The following is a 16,846-nucleotide window of genomic DNA, read 5'->3' as shown; positions in this document are numbered from 1 at the left end:
AAATGCATAAGAAGACACAAGGTATAGTGTTACGTCAAGTGAAATTTAAAGAATCTGATAAGATACTTACGATATTTTCAAGAGAAAATGGAAAGATATCAGCAATAGCAAAGGGTGCTCGTAAAACTAAAAGTCCCTTAATGGGAAGCACCCAGGTTTTTTGCTATAGTGATTTCGTATTATATAGGGGAAAAAGCTTCTATCATGTCAATCAAGGGGAAGTTTTGAATTCCTTTTATTCATTAAGAAATGATTTATATAAGCTTGCATATGGGACATACATACTTGAGATAGTTGAAGCTGGAATAACTGAAGAAGAAAGCAACGAAAAGGTTTTTCTTTTACTATTAAAAACACTAAACGTGTTATCAGTAATCGAAGATGACTTTTTAAAATTAGTTCTTGCATTTATTATTAAATTTCTAAGCTTTATGGGATATAAACCTCATCTAAGAAGATGCGTAGTATGTAATAATAATCTAATGGGTAGAATAAAATTTAGTATTAGCCAAGGTGGAGTTTTATGTGATAAATGTAAAAATTCTGATTTGTATGCTCTATCATTGGACTTAAATACAGTAAAGGCTATGGATAACTTATTATATGCAAAGCTTGATAATTTAGACGAGGTCCAAATTCCTGAGAGTACTTTATTAAATATTGAAAAGATATTAACTAAATATTTACTTGCACATATAGATAAAAAAACTTTTAAATCATTAGATTTTATTAAATCAATTCCTAAATAATCTATAGGAGGTGCTTTATATGGATATTAATTTAGAGAAAATTGACACCATAAGAGCTAGAACAGGAGTAAGCTATAAAGAAGCTAAAGAGGTTTTAGAAAAATGTGATGGAGATGTTGTAGATGCTCTAATACATCTTGAGGAAAATCAAAAGTCATGGGGCCAGAATTTTAGTAAAAATGTATCTAGTAAAACAGATGCAATAATGGAGAATCTTAAAGAGGCTCTAAAAAAAGGCAATGTAACTAAAATAGTCGTTAGAAGAGATGGAAATGTTATAATGAATATTCCTGTAACAGCTGGAGCCATAGGAGCGATTATTTCACCACCAGTTACAGCGGTAGGATTAACTGCTGCAATAGTGGCAAAATGTACGATAGAGATAGTTAAAGAGAATGGTGAAACTGTCAATATTAACGATATGACTGAGAAAACTATGGATAAAATGAAAAATGCTATGAGAAGAGATAAAGACGTTAAAACTGAAGATAATATGGAAAATGATGATTCAGTAGAGTAGTATTGACATTTTATTTAATCTTTGTTAAATTAGATTATATAATTTAATAGTTATGAGTATACAATGAGGAAGAAGAGTAATAAACAAAACAAAGCGAATTGAGGATGGTGAAAGCTCAATAAAAGTTTATGAAGGAACTTCTGAGTATATCTGTATAACAAAGTGGATGCCTTTGGTGTCAAGTAGGGTGGAACCGCGGAAGTAACCTTTCGTCCCTATATGGGGCGGGAGGTTTTTTTATTTATAATTTTTTATGAAGGAGGAAATCAAAGTGTATTTTCAAGATTTGATATTAAAGCTTTTAGATTATTGGGGAAAACAAGGATGCACTATTATGCAGCCTTATGATGTGGAAAAGGGAGCAGGTACCATGAATCCTCAAACTTTTTTGAGGTCTTTAGGACCAGAGCCTTGGAAGGTTGTATATCCAGAACCTTGCAGAAGACCTGCAGACGCAAGATATGGTGAAAATCCAAATAGAGTATATCAGCATCACCAAATGCAGGTTATATTAAAGCCATCTCCAGATAATGTTCAAGAACTTTATCTTGGAAGCTTAAAAGCCTTAGGAATTGATCCTCTTAAGCATGATATAAGATTTGTAGAAGATAACTGGGAAGCCCCAACATTAGGAGCGTGGGGGTTAGGCTGGGAAGTATGGCTTGATGGTATGGAAATTACACAATTTACATACTTTCAACAAGTTGGTAGTATCAACTGCGAGCTAGAGTCAGCTGAGTTAACATATGGACTAGAAAGAATTGCTATGTATTTACAGGATGTAGATAGTATCTTTGATATTGAATGGAATGAAGGTGTTAAATATGGAGAAATATTCGGTCAAGCTGAGTATGAACACTCTGTGTATAGCTTTGATGAAGCAGATACAGATAGATTGTTTGAGTTATTTAAGACCTATGAAGATGAAGCTACTAAATTAATTGAAAAGGGATTAGTTTTTCCTGCATATGATTTTGTGTTAAAATGCTCACATACATTTAATGTGTTAGATGCTAGAGGAGCAATAAGTGTAACTGAAAGGACTAGCTTTATAGGAAGAGTTAGAACTCTCGCTAGATTAATAGCTGCAAAATATCTTGAAAAGAGAGAAGAATTAGGATTCCCATTACTTAAGGGAGGTGCTAAAGGAAATGAATAAATATTTATTAGAAATCGGAACGGAAGAAATACCGTCTAGGCTTATTAATATTGCTTTAGATCAGCTTGAAAATAATACAAGAAAACTATTAAAAGAAGAAAGAATTGGCTTTGGATCAGTTAAGACTTTTGCTACACCAAGAAGATTAACTTTAATTATTGAAGAGCTATCGGATAAGCAAGATGACCTTGAAGAGCTTGTAAAAGGACCTTCTAAGAAGATTGCATATGACAGTGAAGGAAATCCCTCAAGAGCTTTACAAGGCTTTGCAAAAGGGCAAGGAGTGTCTTTAGAGGACATTATTATTCAAGAATTTAAAGGTGAAGAGTATGTTTATGCAAACAAACTTGAACTAGGAAAGAATACCAGAGAAGTTTTAGAAAATAAATTAGCTGACTTAATAAAACGTATTAATTTCCCTAAATCTATGGTATGGGGTGGCAAAAATCTTAAATTTGCTAGGCCAATCAGATGGATTGTATCTTTACTTAATGATTCTATAATAGATTTTGATTTAGAAGGGATTAAAGCATGTAATATTACTAGAGGACATAGATTTTTAGGTAGCAATGAAATTGAGATTAATCATGTAGATGAATATACTGAAAAGCTTTTAGAAAACTATGTTATTGTAGACCAAGAAGAAAGAAAACAAAGAATTAAAAGAGGTTGTGATATTCTTGCTAAGGAAAGGGGCGGAAAGCTCTTAGAAGATAGTGACCTTTTAGATGAGTTAACAAATATTGTTGAATATCCAACACCTTTTATAGGTAATATCAAAGAACACTACCTGGAGTTACCAAAGGAAGTAATTACTACTCCGATGAAGGAGCATCAAAGATATTATCCTGTGGTTGATGATAAAAATAGATTGTTACCATATTTTATAGCAGTTAGAAATGGAAATAAAGAACATATTGATATTGTGGCTAAAGGTAATGAAAAGGTATTAGATGCTAGGTTGGAAGATGCTAAATTCTTCTATAATGAAGATATTAAAAAGCCTTTAGAGGATTACGTTGATATGTTAAGAGATATAGTATTCCAAAAGGAATTAGGAACTGTTTATGATAAAACTAGAAGAATAGGTATGCTTGCCAGTGAAATATCTGATATTCTTGAAGTTGGCGAAGAGACTAAAGAAAATGTTGAAAGAGCTACATATTTAGCTAAGGCTGACCTTGTTACAAAAATGGTTTATGAATTTACAGAGCTTCAAGGTGTTATGGGTAAAGAATATGCTGAAAAATCAGATGAGAATGAAATAGTAAGCTTAGCTATATATGAGCATTATTTACCGAGATTTGCTGATGATGAACTACCAACAACTACAGCAGGGTCTATAGCAAGTATTTCAGATAAATTAGATACAATAGCTGGGTGTTTTGCTATAGGAATACAGCCTACTGGTTCTCAAGACCCATATGGATTAAGAAGACAATCTTTAGGGATAATAAATATAATTTTAAACAAGAACCTCCATGTATCTTTAGAAAAATTAATCGAATCTTCTTTAAATATATACACTTCTTACAGTGTATTAGAAGGTCTTATGGATGATGCAGGAGCTAAGCCTATAGAATTCGATATGAATCAAGTAAAAAGTGATATACTAGATTTCTTTAAGGGTAGAATAAAGAATATGTTTATTGATATGGGAATCAGATACGATGTTGTAGATGCAGTGTTAAGTATTGAAAATGATGACATTTCTGATTTGCTTATTAGAGCAGAAGAACTAAACAAATGGATAAATAGAGATGAATTAAATGATGTATTAGCAGCATTTAATAGAGTTGAAAATCTATCTCAAAAAACAAAAAAAGATAGTGTGAAAAGAGAGCTATTAGAAGAAGAGGAAGAAATTAGCCTTTATAAGGTATACAATGAAATAGAGTCTAAGGTTCATTCTTTAATTAGAGATAAAGAGTATGACCAAGCATTAGATCAAATGATAAGTCTTAGGGGCCCAATTGATTTATTCTTTGATAATGTAATGGTAATGGTAGATAATGAAGAAATAAAGAATAATCGTCTTGGACTAATAAAGAAGATCTCCAACACAATGAAGATGATTTGTGATCTATCTAAAATTGTAAGCAAGTAGTGTAAAAATCCTGCTTTAAGCAGGATTTTTTACTAGAAAGTAAAAAAATCAAATTACATAAAGAGGAATATACTATATTAAATGATATCTATTTAATAGAAATTCATACCATATGGAATTACTTTGTAGACCTGATTAATATAATTTGATAAAATAGCGTTAGAGTCCAAGCTCACACAGTAAAGGGGTGAGAATTATTCAGTTTACTGATAGACAAGAGAAAATTATTGATATAGTAAAAGAAAACGAACCAGTTACCAGTGAGACTATTGCCCAGAAATTAAAACTAACAAGGGCTACCCTTAGGCCAGATTTATCTATACTTACTATGATGGGTATATTGGATGCAAGGCCAAAGGTTGGGTATTTTTATAGTGGCAAATCCTCATTAGACTTTTTATCAGAGAAAATCAAAGAAATTAAGGTATCTGAAGTCAAGTCCATGCCAGTAGTGGTAGAAGAAGAGACTACTGTTTATGATGCCATAGTTACTCTGTTTCTTGAAGATACAGGAACAATTTTTGTTACTTCTAATGGTTTTTTAACGGGAGTTGTTTCCAGAAAAGATTTTTTAAAGAGTGCAATAGGTGGAATAGATATAAATAAAATGCCAGTCGGTGTTATTATGACAAGGATGCCTAACATCGTTGTAACAAAAGAGGAGGAAAGTGTACTGGAGGCGGCTCAAAAGATAATTGATCATCAAGTAGATAATCTTCCAATTGTTGAAGATATAGAGATAGAAAAAGATAAGATTGAATATAAAGTTATAGGTAGAATTTCTAAGACTAATATAACTAGGTTGTTTGTAGACCTAGGAAATGCAGAGTAAAGGGGTGATCATTTGGAAAATGAGAGCACAGTAATATATGTTTTATCTGACTCTATTGGTGAAACTGGAGAGCAAGTTGCCAAAGCTGCTATAAGTCAGTTTAATTCTGGCAAGTATGAAACCAGAAGATTTCCATATATAACTGATGAAGACCAGATAATTGAAATATTAGAAGAAGCAAAAAATGAAAAGTGTATGATTTTATTCACAATAGTTCTCGACAAGCTTAGGATGTTTTTATTAAACAAGGCGCAAGAGTACAATATTATGGCTGTAGATGTTATGACTCCAATTTTAGAAAGTATGGAGGCTTTGATAGGATTTGAGCCAAAAAGAGAAGCTGGATTAATAAGAAGGCTAGATGAGAAATATTTCAGAAAGGTAGAAGCCATTGAGTTTGCTGTTAAATATGATGATGGTAAGGATACTAAAGGCATTAAGAAAGCTGATATAGTATTGATAGGAATATCTAGAACATCAAAAACTCCTTTAAGTATGTATTTAGCTCATAAAAATATTAAAGTGGCAAATATACCTTTAGTTCCAGAAGTACCACCTCCAAATGAATTGTTTGAAATTGATAGCAAGAGAATTATAGGACTAACAGCAAATCCTGTTAAGATAAATGAAATTAGAAAAGAAAGATTAAAGGCATTAGGACTAAGTGATAATGCTAACTATGCAAGTATGGATAGAATCTTAAATGAGATTCAGTATGCCGAAGATTTGATGAAAAAATTAAAATGTCCTGTTATAGATGTATCAGTAAAGGCCGTGGAAGAAACAGCTGGTATTATTATGAAGTTAGTTAAGGACAATGAATTATTATAAATGAATTTTTTAAAAAGAGCTTGAACATTCAAGTTCTTTTTTCATCTAAAAAATTCTATATTAAAACCTTAAGTAAAACTAAATTTAATTTGTGAATAAGAGATTTTCTTATCCATTAAGATTAACTGTAAATTGAAGATTTTCATTAAATATTAACAAATTTTAATACAAATTAACAATTAATAATGAATATAATGAAGGAATACCGATATATTTGTTGTATATATATATTAAAATAATCTTTTTTGGACAGAATCAAAATATAATAAATTGGCGAAAGGAGCATGCTATGAATATTCGTTTAAGGACGGAAGAAAAAGAACTCCAAGCTCTAAGTAAAAATGCTACTTTAAGCCGCAATAGTAAAGGAAGAAAATATAAAGAAGATAAATGTGATATTAGAACTGACTTTCAACGAGATAGAGATAGGATTATTCACTCAAAAGCTTTTAGACGGTTAAAGCATAAGACCCAAGTTTTCATAGCCCCAGAAGGAGATCATTATAGAACTAGATTAACTCACACATTAGAGGTGTCTCAGATTTCTAGGACTATTGCAAGGGCTCTTGAGTTGAATGAGGATTTAACTGAGGCCATTTCACTAGGTCATGATTTAGGACATACGCCCTTTGGACATACAGGTGAGAAGGTTTTGAATGAGATTCATACAGGAGGATTTAGACATAATGTGCAGAGTCTCAGGATAGTAGATTTTTTAGAACAAAGAAATGGTAGAAAGGGACTCAATTTGACTTATGAAGTTAGGGATGGAATTTTAAATCATACCGGAGAAAAAAATCCCGAGACTTTAGAAGGGCAAATTGTAAAAATTGCAGATAGAATTGCTTATATAAATCATGATATAGATGATTCAATCAGGGGTAATATTATAACTTTAAATGATTTACCAGAAGATTGTATTAAAGTTTTAGGAGTAAGTCATAGTAATAGAATAAATACTATGATTGTTGATATTATAGAAAATAGTAAAGATAAAAACGAGATTTCTATGAGTGAAGAAATTGAATTTTATACTATGAAATTAAGAGAGTTTATGTTTAAAAATGTATATTTGACTGGAAAGGCTAAAGCAGAAGAACAAAAAGCAATAAACATAATAAAGGAGATTTACACATATTATTTAAATGATTTTAAAAGTATTCCAATTGAACATAGGGGGCATTGTGACGATAGTCATTCATCAAAGGATGATGTTGTTTGTGACTATATTGCTGGAATGACTGATAGATATGTTATCAATTTGTTTACCAAATTATTTATCCCTTTGCCTTGGGATAAATATTAAAAAAAAAGAAGGAATAGCACTTTTTATGTCGAATATTTAGAATGGCATAGATTTCAGTAGTTCTTAAGAATGATTTTAGGATGATTTTATGAAAATATTAGTTGATGGTGATGCATGTTCAGTTAAAAAAATAATTATTACAGTAGCAAGGAAATATGATATAGAGGTTTTAATTTTTGCTAGCATTAATCATTCCATTAATACAGAAAATTATGCGAAAGTAATATATGTTGATGATTACAGTCAAGCAGTTGATATAAAGATTGCTAATATGTTAGATAAAGGGGATATTGTTGTAACTAATGACTATGGATTAGCTTCATTGGTTGTAGCAAATAAAAGCTATTGTATATCTAATAGAGGTCAAATATTTACCAACGAAAATATCAACAGATTTTTACTTAATAGGCATATAACTATGGATGCTAAAAAACGAGGTCACAGAATTAAGGGACCTAGAAAAAGGCATATGGAAGACGATAAAAAATTTAGGAGTGGTTTGATTAAATTAATTGAGAAATAGCAATAATGTATATGATGATTATCTTTAAATAAAAAGAAGGAATTTGTATTTTAAAATAGAAATATAAAAAAGGTGATTAGAATGCCTTATTATTCAGAAGATGATATACAAAGGGTTATTGAATCCAATGACATAGTAGATGTAGTATCAGAACATATTGAACTTAAAAGAGCAGGATCTAACTATAAAGGTTTATGTCCTTTTCATAGTGAAAAAACACCTTCCTTTATGGTATCGCCTTCTAAGCAAATATACCATTGCTTTGGGTGCGGTGAAGGAGGAGATGTGATAGGCTTTGTTATGAAGCATTTAGGTATTGAATTTCCTGAAGCTTTAGAATTGCTTGCTGATAGAACAAGTATTCAACTTGAAAAGGAAAGTTCTCAAGAAAACAATGAAAAGAATAATAAAAGAAATAGACTTTTTGATTTAAATAGAGATGCTGCAAGATATTTTTATAATAACTTAAGAAAGAATAGGGTTGCTTATAATTATTTATTAAATAGAGGAATTAACGATAATACAATTAAAGCTTTTGGAATAGGGTATGCATATGACACGTGGGAAGATTTGTTAAACCACTTGAAGTCAAAGGGATATCAAGATAGTGAGATGGCTGATGTAGGACTAATAATTGAAAGAAAAAACAAGAGTGGCCATTATGACAGATTTAGGAATAGAATAATGTTTCCCATAATAAACACTAAGGGGAAAGTGATTGGTTTTGGTGGGAGAGTTATTGATGACTCTCAGCCTAAATATCTAAACTCTCCTGACAGCTTAGTATTTGCTAAAGGAAATAATTTATATAACCTAAATATTGCTAAAAAGTATTCTAGAGGAAATGACATTATTTTAGTTGAAGGATATATGGATGTTATTGCTTTATTTAATTATGGTATTAAGAATTGTGTAGCTTCATTAGGAACAGCATTTACACCGAATCAAGCAAAATTATTAAAAAGATATAGCAATGAATTTTATATTTGCTATGATTCCGACACAGCAGGATTAAAAGCAACTGATAAAGCTTTTGATATTTTTAAAGAATTAGGGATTGATGTTAAAGCCATCGTATTACCATCGGGAAAAGATCCTGATGATTTTATTAAAGAGTATGGCAAATCAGCTTTTCTTAGGCTGAAAAATAATTCATTAAACTTTATAGACTTTAAAATTCACTTCTATAAAAGTATATATGATTTAACTCAACTGGAGGGTAAAATAGGTTTTACTAGAGAAATAGCTAAAACTTTAAAAAATGTTAAGAGTCCAGTGGAAGTTGATGCGTATATAGCTAAAATTTCTCAAGAAACTAAAATTTCTACTGATGCAATAAAAAATGAAATTTATGGTGGAACTAACAACTATAAAAACAAAACAAATCCTAAGGACAAGTATATATCTAATAAATATAGAAACAATAATAGGGAAAGAATAATACCAGTGAAACATAATTTAGAACCAGGACATTTAAATGCCGAGAGAAATCTATTAAGTTTAATTATAAATGATAAAAAGATTTATGCTAAAGTGAAAGAAGTTTTTACACCTTCAGATTTTCTGAATGAAATTAATAGACAGATAGCTAGGTTAGTCTATGGTATGTATGAAGAAGAAAATTCAGTATTTGAAGATAAGATAATTAATAGTTTTGAAGGGGAAAATTTAGAAAAAGTTCAATCAATAATTAATACTAACATTCAATTAGATGATAGAGAAAAAATTAAAGCAGTTGATGATTTTATAGGTAAAATTCAACGATACAATTTAAAAATTAAAAAAGATGAAATTAAGAAACAGATTGAAGAGATTGTGTCAAATAATGAAAAAACTGAAGGAGATGAAGAAACATTCAAACTTTTATGTTCAGAGCTTACGAGAATAGAAAGGGAGCTGAAATTTCATCGGTAGTATTTCTGAAAGGAGGCGATCATAATGGCTAATAAGGTTAATAAAAAAGATAATGAAAAAGCAGTTAAGCAGCTTATTGAAAAAGGAAAAAAACAAGGCATGCTTACTTACAAAGAAATAATGGATACCCTTGAAGAGATTGATATTGATTCAGATCAAATTGATGATATATATCAGAGTTTAGAAGATATGGGAATTGATATTGTTGGTGATAAGGACGATAATGAAAGTAAAGATGACGATGACGATGAAATAGATATCACCAAAGAAGACCTATCTGTTCCTAAAGGAATTAGTGTTGATGATCCTGTAAGAATGTATTTAAAGGAAATAGGGAAGGTACCTTTATTAACGGCTGAAGAAGAAATTGAAATAGCTAAACGAATGGAACAAGGTGATGAATTCGCAAAGAGAGAGTTGGCTGAAGCTAACCTTAGATTGGTTGTAAGTATCGCTAAAAGATATGTAGGAAGAGGCATGTTATTCTTAGATTTAATACAAGAAGGTAATCTGGGACTAATTAAAGCTGTAGAAAAATTTGACTATACTAAAGGTTATAAGTTTAGTACTTATGCTACTTGGTGGATACGTCAAGCTATAACAAGAGCAATCGCTGATCAAGCTAGAACAATTAGAATACCTGTTCATATGGTTGAAACTATTAATAAGCTTATTAGAGTATCAAGACAATTATTACAGGAATTAGGTAGAGAGCCTACTCCTGAAGAGATTGCTAGCGAGATGAATTTAGAAGAAGAAAAAGTTAGAGAAATACTAAAAATAGCTCAAGAACCTGTATCTCTTGAAACTCCTATTGGAGAAGAAGAGGACAGTCATCTTGGTGACTTTATTCCTGATGATGAAGCTCAAGCTCCAGCAGAAGCTGCTACATTTACTTTATTAAAAGAACAATTGGTTGGAGTGTTAGATACTCTTACTGAGAGAGAACAAAAGGTCTTAAGACTAAGATTTGGTTTAGACGATGGAAGAGCTAGAACTTTAGAAGAAGTAGGTAAGGAATTTGATGTTACTAGAGAAAGAATAAGACAGATTGAAGCTAAAGCATTGAGAAAGCTGAGACATCCTAGTCGAAGTAAAAAATTGAAGGACTTTTTAGAATAAAATTAATTGATAGTTTACTATCAATTAATTTTATTCAATTAACTAAAGATTCGCTTAAGCGAATCTTTAATTATAATCTCTCAAATAATAGTGCTTTTCAGGATCATTTAATTGACTTTCGTTATCATCGTCTAGTTCACTAGCAATTATACTTGCCTCCCTTGACCACTGAGGGTTAGTAGCACCCCAGGAAAAATGAGGGATTTTAGGAATTTCTTTTTTGTCTTTTAAAATAAATTTTTTACTCATATTGTCACCTCTTTATTGTAATAAACTAAAGAAAGAAGGTAATTTAATGAAAGCAGTACTATTTGATTTAGATGGAACTCTTTTGCCTTTGGATATGGAAGAGTTCACACAAGCTTATTTTGCCCAATTGGCAACTAAACTATCAAGTCATATAAATCCAAAGGATCTTCCAGGTTTTGTATGGGCTTCAACTAAATATATGATTAGTAATTTAGAATCTAATAAAACAAATGAAGAAGCTTTTTTTGAAGATTTTGCAACTAGAATAGACAATAAATTAGAAGAGCTTCATCCGATTTTTGAAGAATTTTATAAAGAAGATTTTAAAAATTTAAGATCGGTTGTGAAGCCTAATATTCTATCAAAGGAAATTATTAATGAACTTAAAAGAAAGAACTATGATTTAGTAGTTGCCACGAATCCACTATTTCCCAAGGAAGCAATTCATCACAGAATTCAATGGGCTGGTTTAGACATAAATGACTTTAAATTAATAACTACATATGAAAATATGCATTTTTGTAAACCTAATTTAGAGTACTATGAAGAAATACTTAAGAAGATTGGCCATGAAAGTAAGGATATTATGATGGTTGGTAATGATATGGAAGAGGATATTATAGCATCAAAGCTTGGAATTAAAACTTTCTTAATAGAAGATTATATAATTGATAGAGAAACTGAAGGTTTAAAGCCTGATTATAGAGGGTCTATGGAAGATTTATATAATCATGTTAAGGAACTACCACTAAGGAGCGAAAGTTAATGAAATTAACTCCAAGACTTCAAGCAATAGCAGATTTTATTGAGAAAGGGTCAAAAATTGCCGATATTGGCACAGACCATGGATATATACCAGTATATTTAGTAAAGAATAGAATCTGTCCCATGGCAATTGCTGCAGATATTAATGAAGGACCACTGAATAATGCTGTTGATTATATTGATAAAAATAACTTAAGTGATAAAATAGAGGCTAGGTTAGGAAGTGGATTAGAGATTCTAAAGGAAGCTGAAGTAGATACTGCAATTATTGCAGGTATGGGTGGGCTTCTAATAAGGGATATATTAGAAGAAGATATAAAGATTACTAGAAGTATAGATAGATTTATATTGCAACCTATGGTAGCATCAGATGAATTGAGAAGATATTTGTATAACAATGGATATAGAATAACAGACGAGAAGTTAGCAAGAGAAAAAGATAGGTTTTATGAAATTATGGTAGTAGAACATGGAGAGGAAACAATAGATAGAGAGATATACTATGAGGTAGGGAAAAAATTAGTTGAGAAGAAGGATAAATTACTTAAAGAATTTATTGACAAAAAACTATATACAACAGAGAAAATACTGAAAAGCTTAGAAAATCGAGAATCTATAGAATCAAATGAAAAATATGAGGAGCTAAAGAAAAGACACAATGATTTATTGGAGGTAATTGATATATTATGATTGCAAAAAACATTATTGATATTTTAAATGGATTGGCACCTATTCATTTCGCAGAAAAATGGGATAATGTTGGATTACAGTTAGGTAGTATAGATAAAGAAGTCAACAAGGTCCTAATATCCTTAGATGTTTCTGATAAAACTGTAAACCTAGCTATAAAAAATAATGTGGATATGATTATAACTCATCATCCTTTTATCTTTGAAGGATTAAAAAACATATCAAAAGATGATAAAAAAGGAAAAATATTATATAATCTAATTAGAGCAGATATTACTTTGTTTAGTCTTCATACTAATTTAGATATATGTCCCAATGGAGTTAGTGATAGGTTAGGCCAAATATTTAGATTGAAAAGTATGAATATTTTGTCTCCTACTATATCTGAAAAACTCTTTAAGCTTGTTGTGTTTGTACCTAAGACTCACAGTGATAGAGTTAGGGAAGCTATAACTAGAAGGGGAGCAGGACATATAGGCAACTATAGTGATTGCACTTTTAACATTAATGGGCTCGGAACCTTTAAGCCTAGCGAAGTGTCAAATCCCTTTATTGGTAAAATAGGGGAATTGGAAACAGTAGAGGAAGTAAGAGTAGAAACCATAGTCCCTGAGAGTATACTTAAAAATGTTATTAATGCAATGAAGGATGCACATCCATATGAGGAAGTAGCCTATGATATATACCCTCTAGCAAACGATTTCATTAAGCATGGACATGGTAGAATAGGAAATTTAGAAAATCCCATAACTCTTTTAGAATTTGCCAATGAAGTGAAAAAAAAGTTAGACTGTAGAGAAGTGAGGGCATATGGAGATACAAATAGAATAATCAGTAAAGTAGCTGTGTGCGGTGGGAGTGGGTCAGACTTTATCGTCGAAGCAGCTAAGCATAAAGCGGATGTTTATTTGACAGGGGATATAAAGTATCATGATGCTCAGTTAGCTTCTGAACTTGGGCTAGCTCTAATTGATGCCGGACATTATGATACTGAAAAACATATTTTAGAATATCTAAAAAATTATTTGATTAATTCCCTAGGGAGTAAGATAAGCATTGATGTGATATGTGAAAATAACTATTCTTTCTTTACAATATGATTGGATACAATCAATTGTATATTATTATTTGTATTAAATAGGCTTGTGATAAAATACAGGCTTAAGGAGGTTAAAGGATGAGCCAATTAGAATTATTGTGGAAGCTTCAAAACTATGATAAAAAAATTAGCACTCTTAATGATAAGCTAGAAGAGACTAAAGAAGGAGAAGAGGTTCAACGATTTTATTTAAAGCTTAGACAAAGAGAATATGATAGTACGAACATTAATACTCAAATAGATGTAAATAAGGAAAAAATTCATCGTAATAATAAGAAATTAAATGAGTTGAATTATAAATTAAACGATATTAATGAAAAGCTATACAGTGGAGAGATTACAGACTTAGAGCAGCTGGATTTTATGAATAAAGAAAGCAAAAAAATAAAAGAAGATATAGAAAAGATTGAGTCGGAGATCCTAGCTTTGATGGAAAAAGTAGAAGTTCTAAAGGGAGACTCTATAAAGATTGCAGAAGAACAGAAAACTTTAGACGAAGAATTGAAATTAGCTGAAGAAAGACAAGCAGAAAGAATCAGAGAGATTGAAGAGAAAATTAGTAAATATAAGAAAAAATCAAGTAAGGTAGTCGAACAGCTTGACGAAAGTACGGTCAATAGTTACAAAGAACTGAAGGAAGCTAAGGGAAAAAATAAAGCTGTCGTCAGAGTTTCTGATAACAGATGTACTGGATGTCATATGAGCGTACCCCTTTCTTTAGTATCAAAGCTTAAGAAGCATGAAGAAATTATACATTGTGATAATTGTGGTAGAATTTTATATTATTCCTATGATGAGAAATAATAGTTTTTAGTACTTTGGAGTATATTTTACCATTTATAGAAAAAAATAATAATTGAAGAATTGTAAAAAATGTGTTATAGTATTACTTGTCGTTAAAAAAATAAAAAAAACAAGTAAATCAGATGGTCGCATGCTTAAGCATGAGGAAAGTCCGAGCTCCAAAGGGCAGGATGCTGGGTAATACCCAGTGGGGGCAACCCTAAGGATAGTGCAACAGAAATAGACCGCCTGCTTTATACGCAGGTAAGGATGGAAAGGTGAGGTAAGAGCTCACCAGCAGCTAGGCGACTAGTTGGCTCTGTAAACCCCATCTGGAGCAAGACCAAGTAGGGACTAGAAAAGGTGGCTGCCCGTCACCATCCCGTAGGTAGGTCGCTGGAACCTATTGGCAACGATAGGTGTAGATAGATGATCGTCAGATACAGAACTCGGCTTATAGATTTGCTTGTATTAATGTGAAGAACACCACCTTTAAGGGTGGTGTTTTTCTAGTTTATTTATAATCGTAATTTGCTTTTATACAATTTTTGTGATAGCATATGTGAACATTATCAAAATATTTATCTAGGGATTTACAACCTTTTTTAGTTTTAGTGCATCTAAATAGTGGAGGTGAGATGATTGAAGAATAAAGCAATAATAATAGCATCATTGATAATAGCAGTATCACTATTAGGATCATCGCTTATACTGGCTAATGGTCTAAAATCTAGTAATAAAATATCAAGTAAAGAAGCAACAATAAATACAGGAGAGAAAAAGCTACTTAAGCAAGAGGAAGCTGCTAAATACTTAGGGATTGAGGTGGAAGACTTTAGAGACTTGATAACTAGTCAAGTTGTACAGAAAGAAAACCTTACTGCTTTTTCAACATATAGATTCATCCCATATGTCATAATCAATAATGAATTCTATTTTACTAAGGGAAATATAGATAAGTGGTTAGATGAGGGAGCTTTATATAGTGAGTATAACTTAAAGTAAAGAGAATATAGTAAAATTAAATTAGATTAAAATTATGAATTAAGTATATAAGTAAGCATAATTTCTATGAGAAAGTGAACATTTGGCCATTTTTTTGATTGAGAAAAAATTCTTTTTATTTCAAAATATAAGCTTTCAAAATAAAAATATAATCATGATTAAAATATAACCATGATTGAATAAATCTGGAAAAATGTTATAATAAAGTTAATAGAATGTAATATTCTAGGTAACTAGATACATTTTATTTATCAAATAAAACTTTAAATGAAGGGAGGTATTTTTATGTTAGCTGTTGATAAAAAAACATTTGAAGAAGAAGTTTTGAATTATGATGGACATGTTTTGGTAGACTTCTGGAGTGATGGTTGTGAGCCTTGTAAAGCACTTATGCCACATATTGAAGAACTTGAAAACCAGTATGGTGATCAAATTAAATTTTGTAAGCTTAACATTACATCAGCAAGGAGACTAGCAATAAAGCAAAAAGTATTAGGACTACCTACTATATGTATTTATCATAATGGAGAAAAAGTTGATGAACTTACAAAAGATGATGCCAGCAAAACAAATATTGAGGACATGATTAAGAAGTATATTTAATTTAGGAAAATCAAGTATTATATCTGTAGGATAAGTGAAATATGAAATATTTTATTATGATACATAAAACTTGAACTATAGAAAGGGTGGCAATAATGGGACGTTATGATGGTAAAAAAGTTATCATTATAGGCGATAGAGATGGTATTCCAGGACCAGCTATCGAAGAATGTTTAAAGTCAACAGAAGCCGAAGTAGTATTTTCATCAACTGAGTGTTTTGTCTGAACGGCTGCAGGAGCAATGGATTTAGAAAATCAACAAAGGGTTAAGGATTTAACAGAAAAACACGGTGCTGAGAATGTAATAGTTCTTTTAGGTGCTGCTGAAGGAGAAGCTGCAGGATTAGCAGCTGAAACTGTTACAGCAGGAGATCCTACCTTTGCAGGTCCATTAGCGGGAGTCCAGTTAGGACTTAGAGTTTATCATGTTGTAGAGCCAGAATTCAAAGAAGAAGTAGATGCTGAAGTTTACGATGAGCAAATTGGAATGATGGAAATGGTTCTAGATATTGATGAAATTATTGAAGAAATGACAGACATAAGGGAAGAATTCTGTGAATTTAATGATTAATTGAGCATAAAAGGAAA

The 16,846-nt window shown here is 31.0% G+C and carries 18 protein-coding genes and 1 other RNA gene; 18 read left to right on the top strand and 1 reads right to left on the bottom strand.

The window, feature by feature from the left end:
• The first annotated feature begins 2 nt into the window (after window positions 1-2).
• The 10 genes from recO (at window position 3) to rpoD (ending at window position 11,063) form a co-directional block, all read left to right on the top strand.
• Window positions 3-749, top strand: a complete 747-nt coding sequence (recO, locus tag JMO20_RS18145) for a DNA repair protein RecO (RefSeq protein WP_202711133.1) — start codon at window positions 3-5, stop codon at window positions 747-749.
• 19 nt (window positions 750-768) lie between these two features.
• The gene (locus tag JMO20_RS18140) at window positions 769-1,269 is read left to right on the top strand and encodes a DUF4342 domain-containing protein (RefSeq protein ID WP_202711132.1); all 501 of its coding nucleotides are present in this window, start codon (window positions 769-771) and stop codon (window positions 1,267-1,269) included.
• 271 nt (window positions 1,270-1,540) lie between these two features.
• Window positions 1,541-2,428, top strand: coding sequence for a glycine--tRNA ligase subunit alpha (gene glyQ / locus JMO20_RS18135; RefSeq protein ID WP_202711131.1), 888 nt, complete (start codon window positions 1,541-1,543; stop codon window positions 2,426-2,428).
• On the top strand, window positions 2,421-4,535 hold the full coding sequence (glyS, locus tag JMO20_RS18130) for a glycine--tRNA ligase subunit beta (RefSeq protein ID WP_202711130.1): 2,115 nt from the start codon (window positions 2,421-2,423) through the stop codon (window positions 4,533-4,535). The genes glyQ and glyS overlap by 8 nt, the downstream gene beginning before the upstream one ends.
• A 187-nt stretch (window positions 4,536-4,722) precedes the next feature.
• A complete protein-coding gene (ccpN, locus tag JMO20_RS18125) occupies window positions 4,723-5,367 on the top strand; it encodes a transcriptional regulator CcpN (RefSeq protein ID WP_341534060.1) in 645 nt (214 codons plus the stop codon).
• 12 nt (window positions 5,368-5,379) lie between these two features.
• Window positions 5,380-6,198 (top strand): pyruvate, water dikinase regulatory protein, encoded by an 819-nt coding sequence (locus JMO20_RS18120; protein ID WP_202711129.1) that lies wholly within the window; start codon window positions 5,380-5,382, stop codon window positions 6,196-6,198.
• Window positions 6,199-6,487: 289 nt separating this feature from the next.
• On the top strand, window positions 6,488-7,504 hold the full coding sequence (locus JMO20_RS18115; RefSeq protein WP_202711128.1) for a deoxyguanosinetriphosphate triphosphohydrolase: 1,017 nt from the start codon (window positions 6,488-6,490) through the stop codon (window positions 7,502-7,504).
• 88 nt (window positions 7,505-7,592) lie between these two features.
• Window positions 7,593-8,027 (top strand): YaiI/YqxD family protein, encoded by a 435-nt coding sequence (locus tag JMO20_RS18110; protein WP_202711127.1) that lies wholly within the window; start codon window positions 7,593-7,595, stop codon window positions 8,025-8,027.
• 81 nt (window positions 8,028-8,108) lie between these two features.
• Entirely contained in the window at window positions 8,109-9,941 is a 1,833-nt protein-coding gene (dnaG, locus tag JMO20_RS18105) for a DNA primase (protein WP_202711126.1), read from the top strand.
• 24 nt (window positions 9,942-9,965) lie between these two features.
• Entirely contained in the window at window positions 9,966-11,063 is a 1,098-nt protein-coding gene (gene rpoD, locus JMO20_RS18100) for an RNA polymerase sigma factor RpoD (protein WP_202711125.1), read from the top strand.
• Between the two features lie 66 nt (window positions 11,064-11,129).
• Here the strand turns inward: rpoD and JMO20_RS18095 are convergent, their stop codons facing one another.
• Window positions 11,130-11,312 carry a hypothetical protein gene (locus JMO20_RS18095; protein WP_202711124.1) on the bottom strand — a complete coding sequence of 61 codons (183 nt, stop codon included), beginning with the start codon at window positions 11,310-11,312 and terminating at the stop codon, window positions 11,130-11,132.
• A 46-nt stretch (window positions 11,313-11,358) separates the two neighbouring features.
• Here JMO20_RS18095 and JMO20_RS18090 point away from each other — a divergent pair, with 46 nt between their 5' ends.
• The 8 genes from JMO20_RS18090 to grdA all read left to right on the top strand — a co-directional run bounded on the left by JMO20_RS18090 (window position 11,359) and on the right by grdA (window position 16,829).
• Entirely contained in the window at window positions 11,359-12,078 is a 720-nt protein-coding gene (locus JMO20_RS18090; RefSeq protein WP_202711123.1) for an HAD family hydrolase, read from the top strand.
• Window positions 12,078-12,767, top strand: coding sequence for a tRNA (adenine(22)-N(1))-methyltransferase (locus JMO20_RS18085; RefSeq protein ID WP_202711122.1), 690 nt, complete (start codon window positions 12,078-12,080; stop codon window positions 12,765-12,767). The genes JMO20_RS18090 and JMO20_RS18085 overlap by 1 nt, the downstream gene beginning before the upstream one ends.
• Window positions 12,764-13,867 carry a Nif3-like dinuclear metal center hexameric protein gene (locus tag JMO20_RS18080; RefSeq protein ID WP_202711121.1) on the top strand — a complete coding sequence of 368 codons (1,104 nt, stop codon included), beginning with the start codon at window positions 12,764-12,766 and terminating at the stop codon, window positions 13,865-13,867. The genes JMO20_RS18085 and JMO20_RS18080 overlap by 4 nt, the downstream gene beginning before the upstream one ends.
• A 77-nt stretch (window positions 13,868-13,944) precedes the next feature.
• Complete coding sequence (locus JMO20_RS18075) at window positions 13,945-14,670, top strand: zinc ribbon domain-containing protein (protein ID WP_202711120.1); 726 nt, start codon at window positions 13,945-13,947, stop codon at window positions 14,668-14,670.
• A 110-nt stretch (window positions 14,671-14,780) separates the two neighbouring features.
• Window positions 14,781-15,122, top strand: an RNA gene (gene rnpB / locus JMO20_RS18070) — RNase P RNA component class A.
• Window positions 15,123-15,291: 169 nt separating this feature from the next.
• Window positions 15,292-15,654, top strand: coding sequence for a hypothetical protein (locus JMO20_RS18065; protein ID WP_202711119.1), 363 nt, complete (start codon window positions 15,292-15,294; stop codon window positions 15,652-15,654).
• Between the two features lie 285 nt (window positions 15,655-15,939).
• Window positions 15,940-16,257: a thioredoxin TrxA gene (gene trxA / locus JMO20_RS18060; protein ID WP_202711118.1), complete on the top strand. Its 318-nt coding sequence runs from the start codon at window positions 15,940-15,942 to the stop codon at window positions 16,255-16,257.
• 95 nt (window positions 16,258-16,352) lie between these two features.
• Window positions 16,353-16,829, top strand: a complete 477-nt coding sequence (gene grdA / locus JMO20_RS18055; protein ID WP_202711117.1) for a glycine/sarcosine/betaine reductase complex selenoprotein A — start codon at window positions 16,353-16,355, stop codon at window positions 16,827-16,829.
• Window positions 16,830-16,846 lie beyond the last annotated feature (17 nt).

Source organism: Sporosalibacterium faouarense, assembly GCF_016765695.1.
Classification (GTDB): domain Bacteria; phylum Bacillota; class Clostridia; order Tissierellales; family VENL01; genus Sporosalibacterium; species Sporosalibacterium faouarense.
Note: the sequence above shows the minus strand (reverse complement) of the source record. Positions and strands in the feature narration are given on the sequence as shown.

Bases quoted from the DNA above. Each gene is read 5' to 3' on its own strand.
- JMO20_RS18090 (WP_202711123.1), top strand. From the start codon at position 11,359: ATGAAAGCAGTACTATTTGATTTAGATGGAACTCTTTTGCCTTTGGAT.
- JMO20_RS18095 (WP_202711124.1), bottom strand. From the start codon at position 11,312: ATGAGTAAAAAATTTATTTTAAAAGACAAAAAAGAAATTCCTAAAATC.
- JMO20_RS18115 (WP_202711128.1), top strand. From the start codon at position 6,488: ATGAATATTCGTTTAAGGACGGAAGAAAAAGAACTCCAAGCTCTAAGT.
- JMO20_RS18140 (WP_202711132.1), top strand. From the start codon at position 769: ATGGATATTAATTTAGAGAAAATTGACACCATAAGAGCTAGAACAGGA.
- JMO20_RS18075 (WP_202711120.1), top strand. From the start codon at position 13,945: ATGAGCCAATTAGAATTATTGTGGAAGCTTCAAAACTATGATAAAAAA.
- JMO20_RS18080 (WP_202711121.1), top strand. From the start codon at position 12,764: ATGATTGCAAAAAACATTATTGATATTTTAAATGGATTGGCACCTATT.
- recO (WP_202711133.1), top strand. From the start codon at position 3: ATGCATAAGAAGACACAAGGTATAGTGTTACGTCAAGTGAAATTTAAA.
- JMO20_RS18110 (WP_202711127.1), top strand. From the start codon at position 7,593: ATGAAAATATTAGTTGATGGTGATGCATGTTCAGTTAAAAAAATAATT.
- glyS (WP_202711130.1), top strand. From the start codon at position 2,421: ATGAATAAATATTTATTAGAAATCGGAACGGAAGAAATACCGTCTAGG.
- dnaG (WP_202711126.1), top strand. From the start codon at position 8,109: ATGCCTTATTATTCAGAAGATGATATACAAAGGGTTATTGAATCCAAT.
- rpoD (WP_202711125.1), top strand. From the start codon at position 9,966: ATGGCTAATAAGGTTAATAAAAAAGATAATGAAAAAGCAGTTAAGCAG.
- JMO20_RS18085 (WP_202711122.1), top strand. From the start codon at position 12,078: ATGAAATTAACTCCAAGACTTCAAGCAATAGCAGATTTTATTGAGAAA.
- trxA (WP_202711118.1), top strand. From the start codon at position 15,940: ATGTTAGCTGTTGATAAAAAAACATTTGAAGAAGAAGTTTTGAATTAT.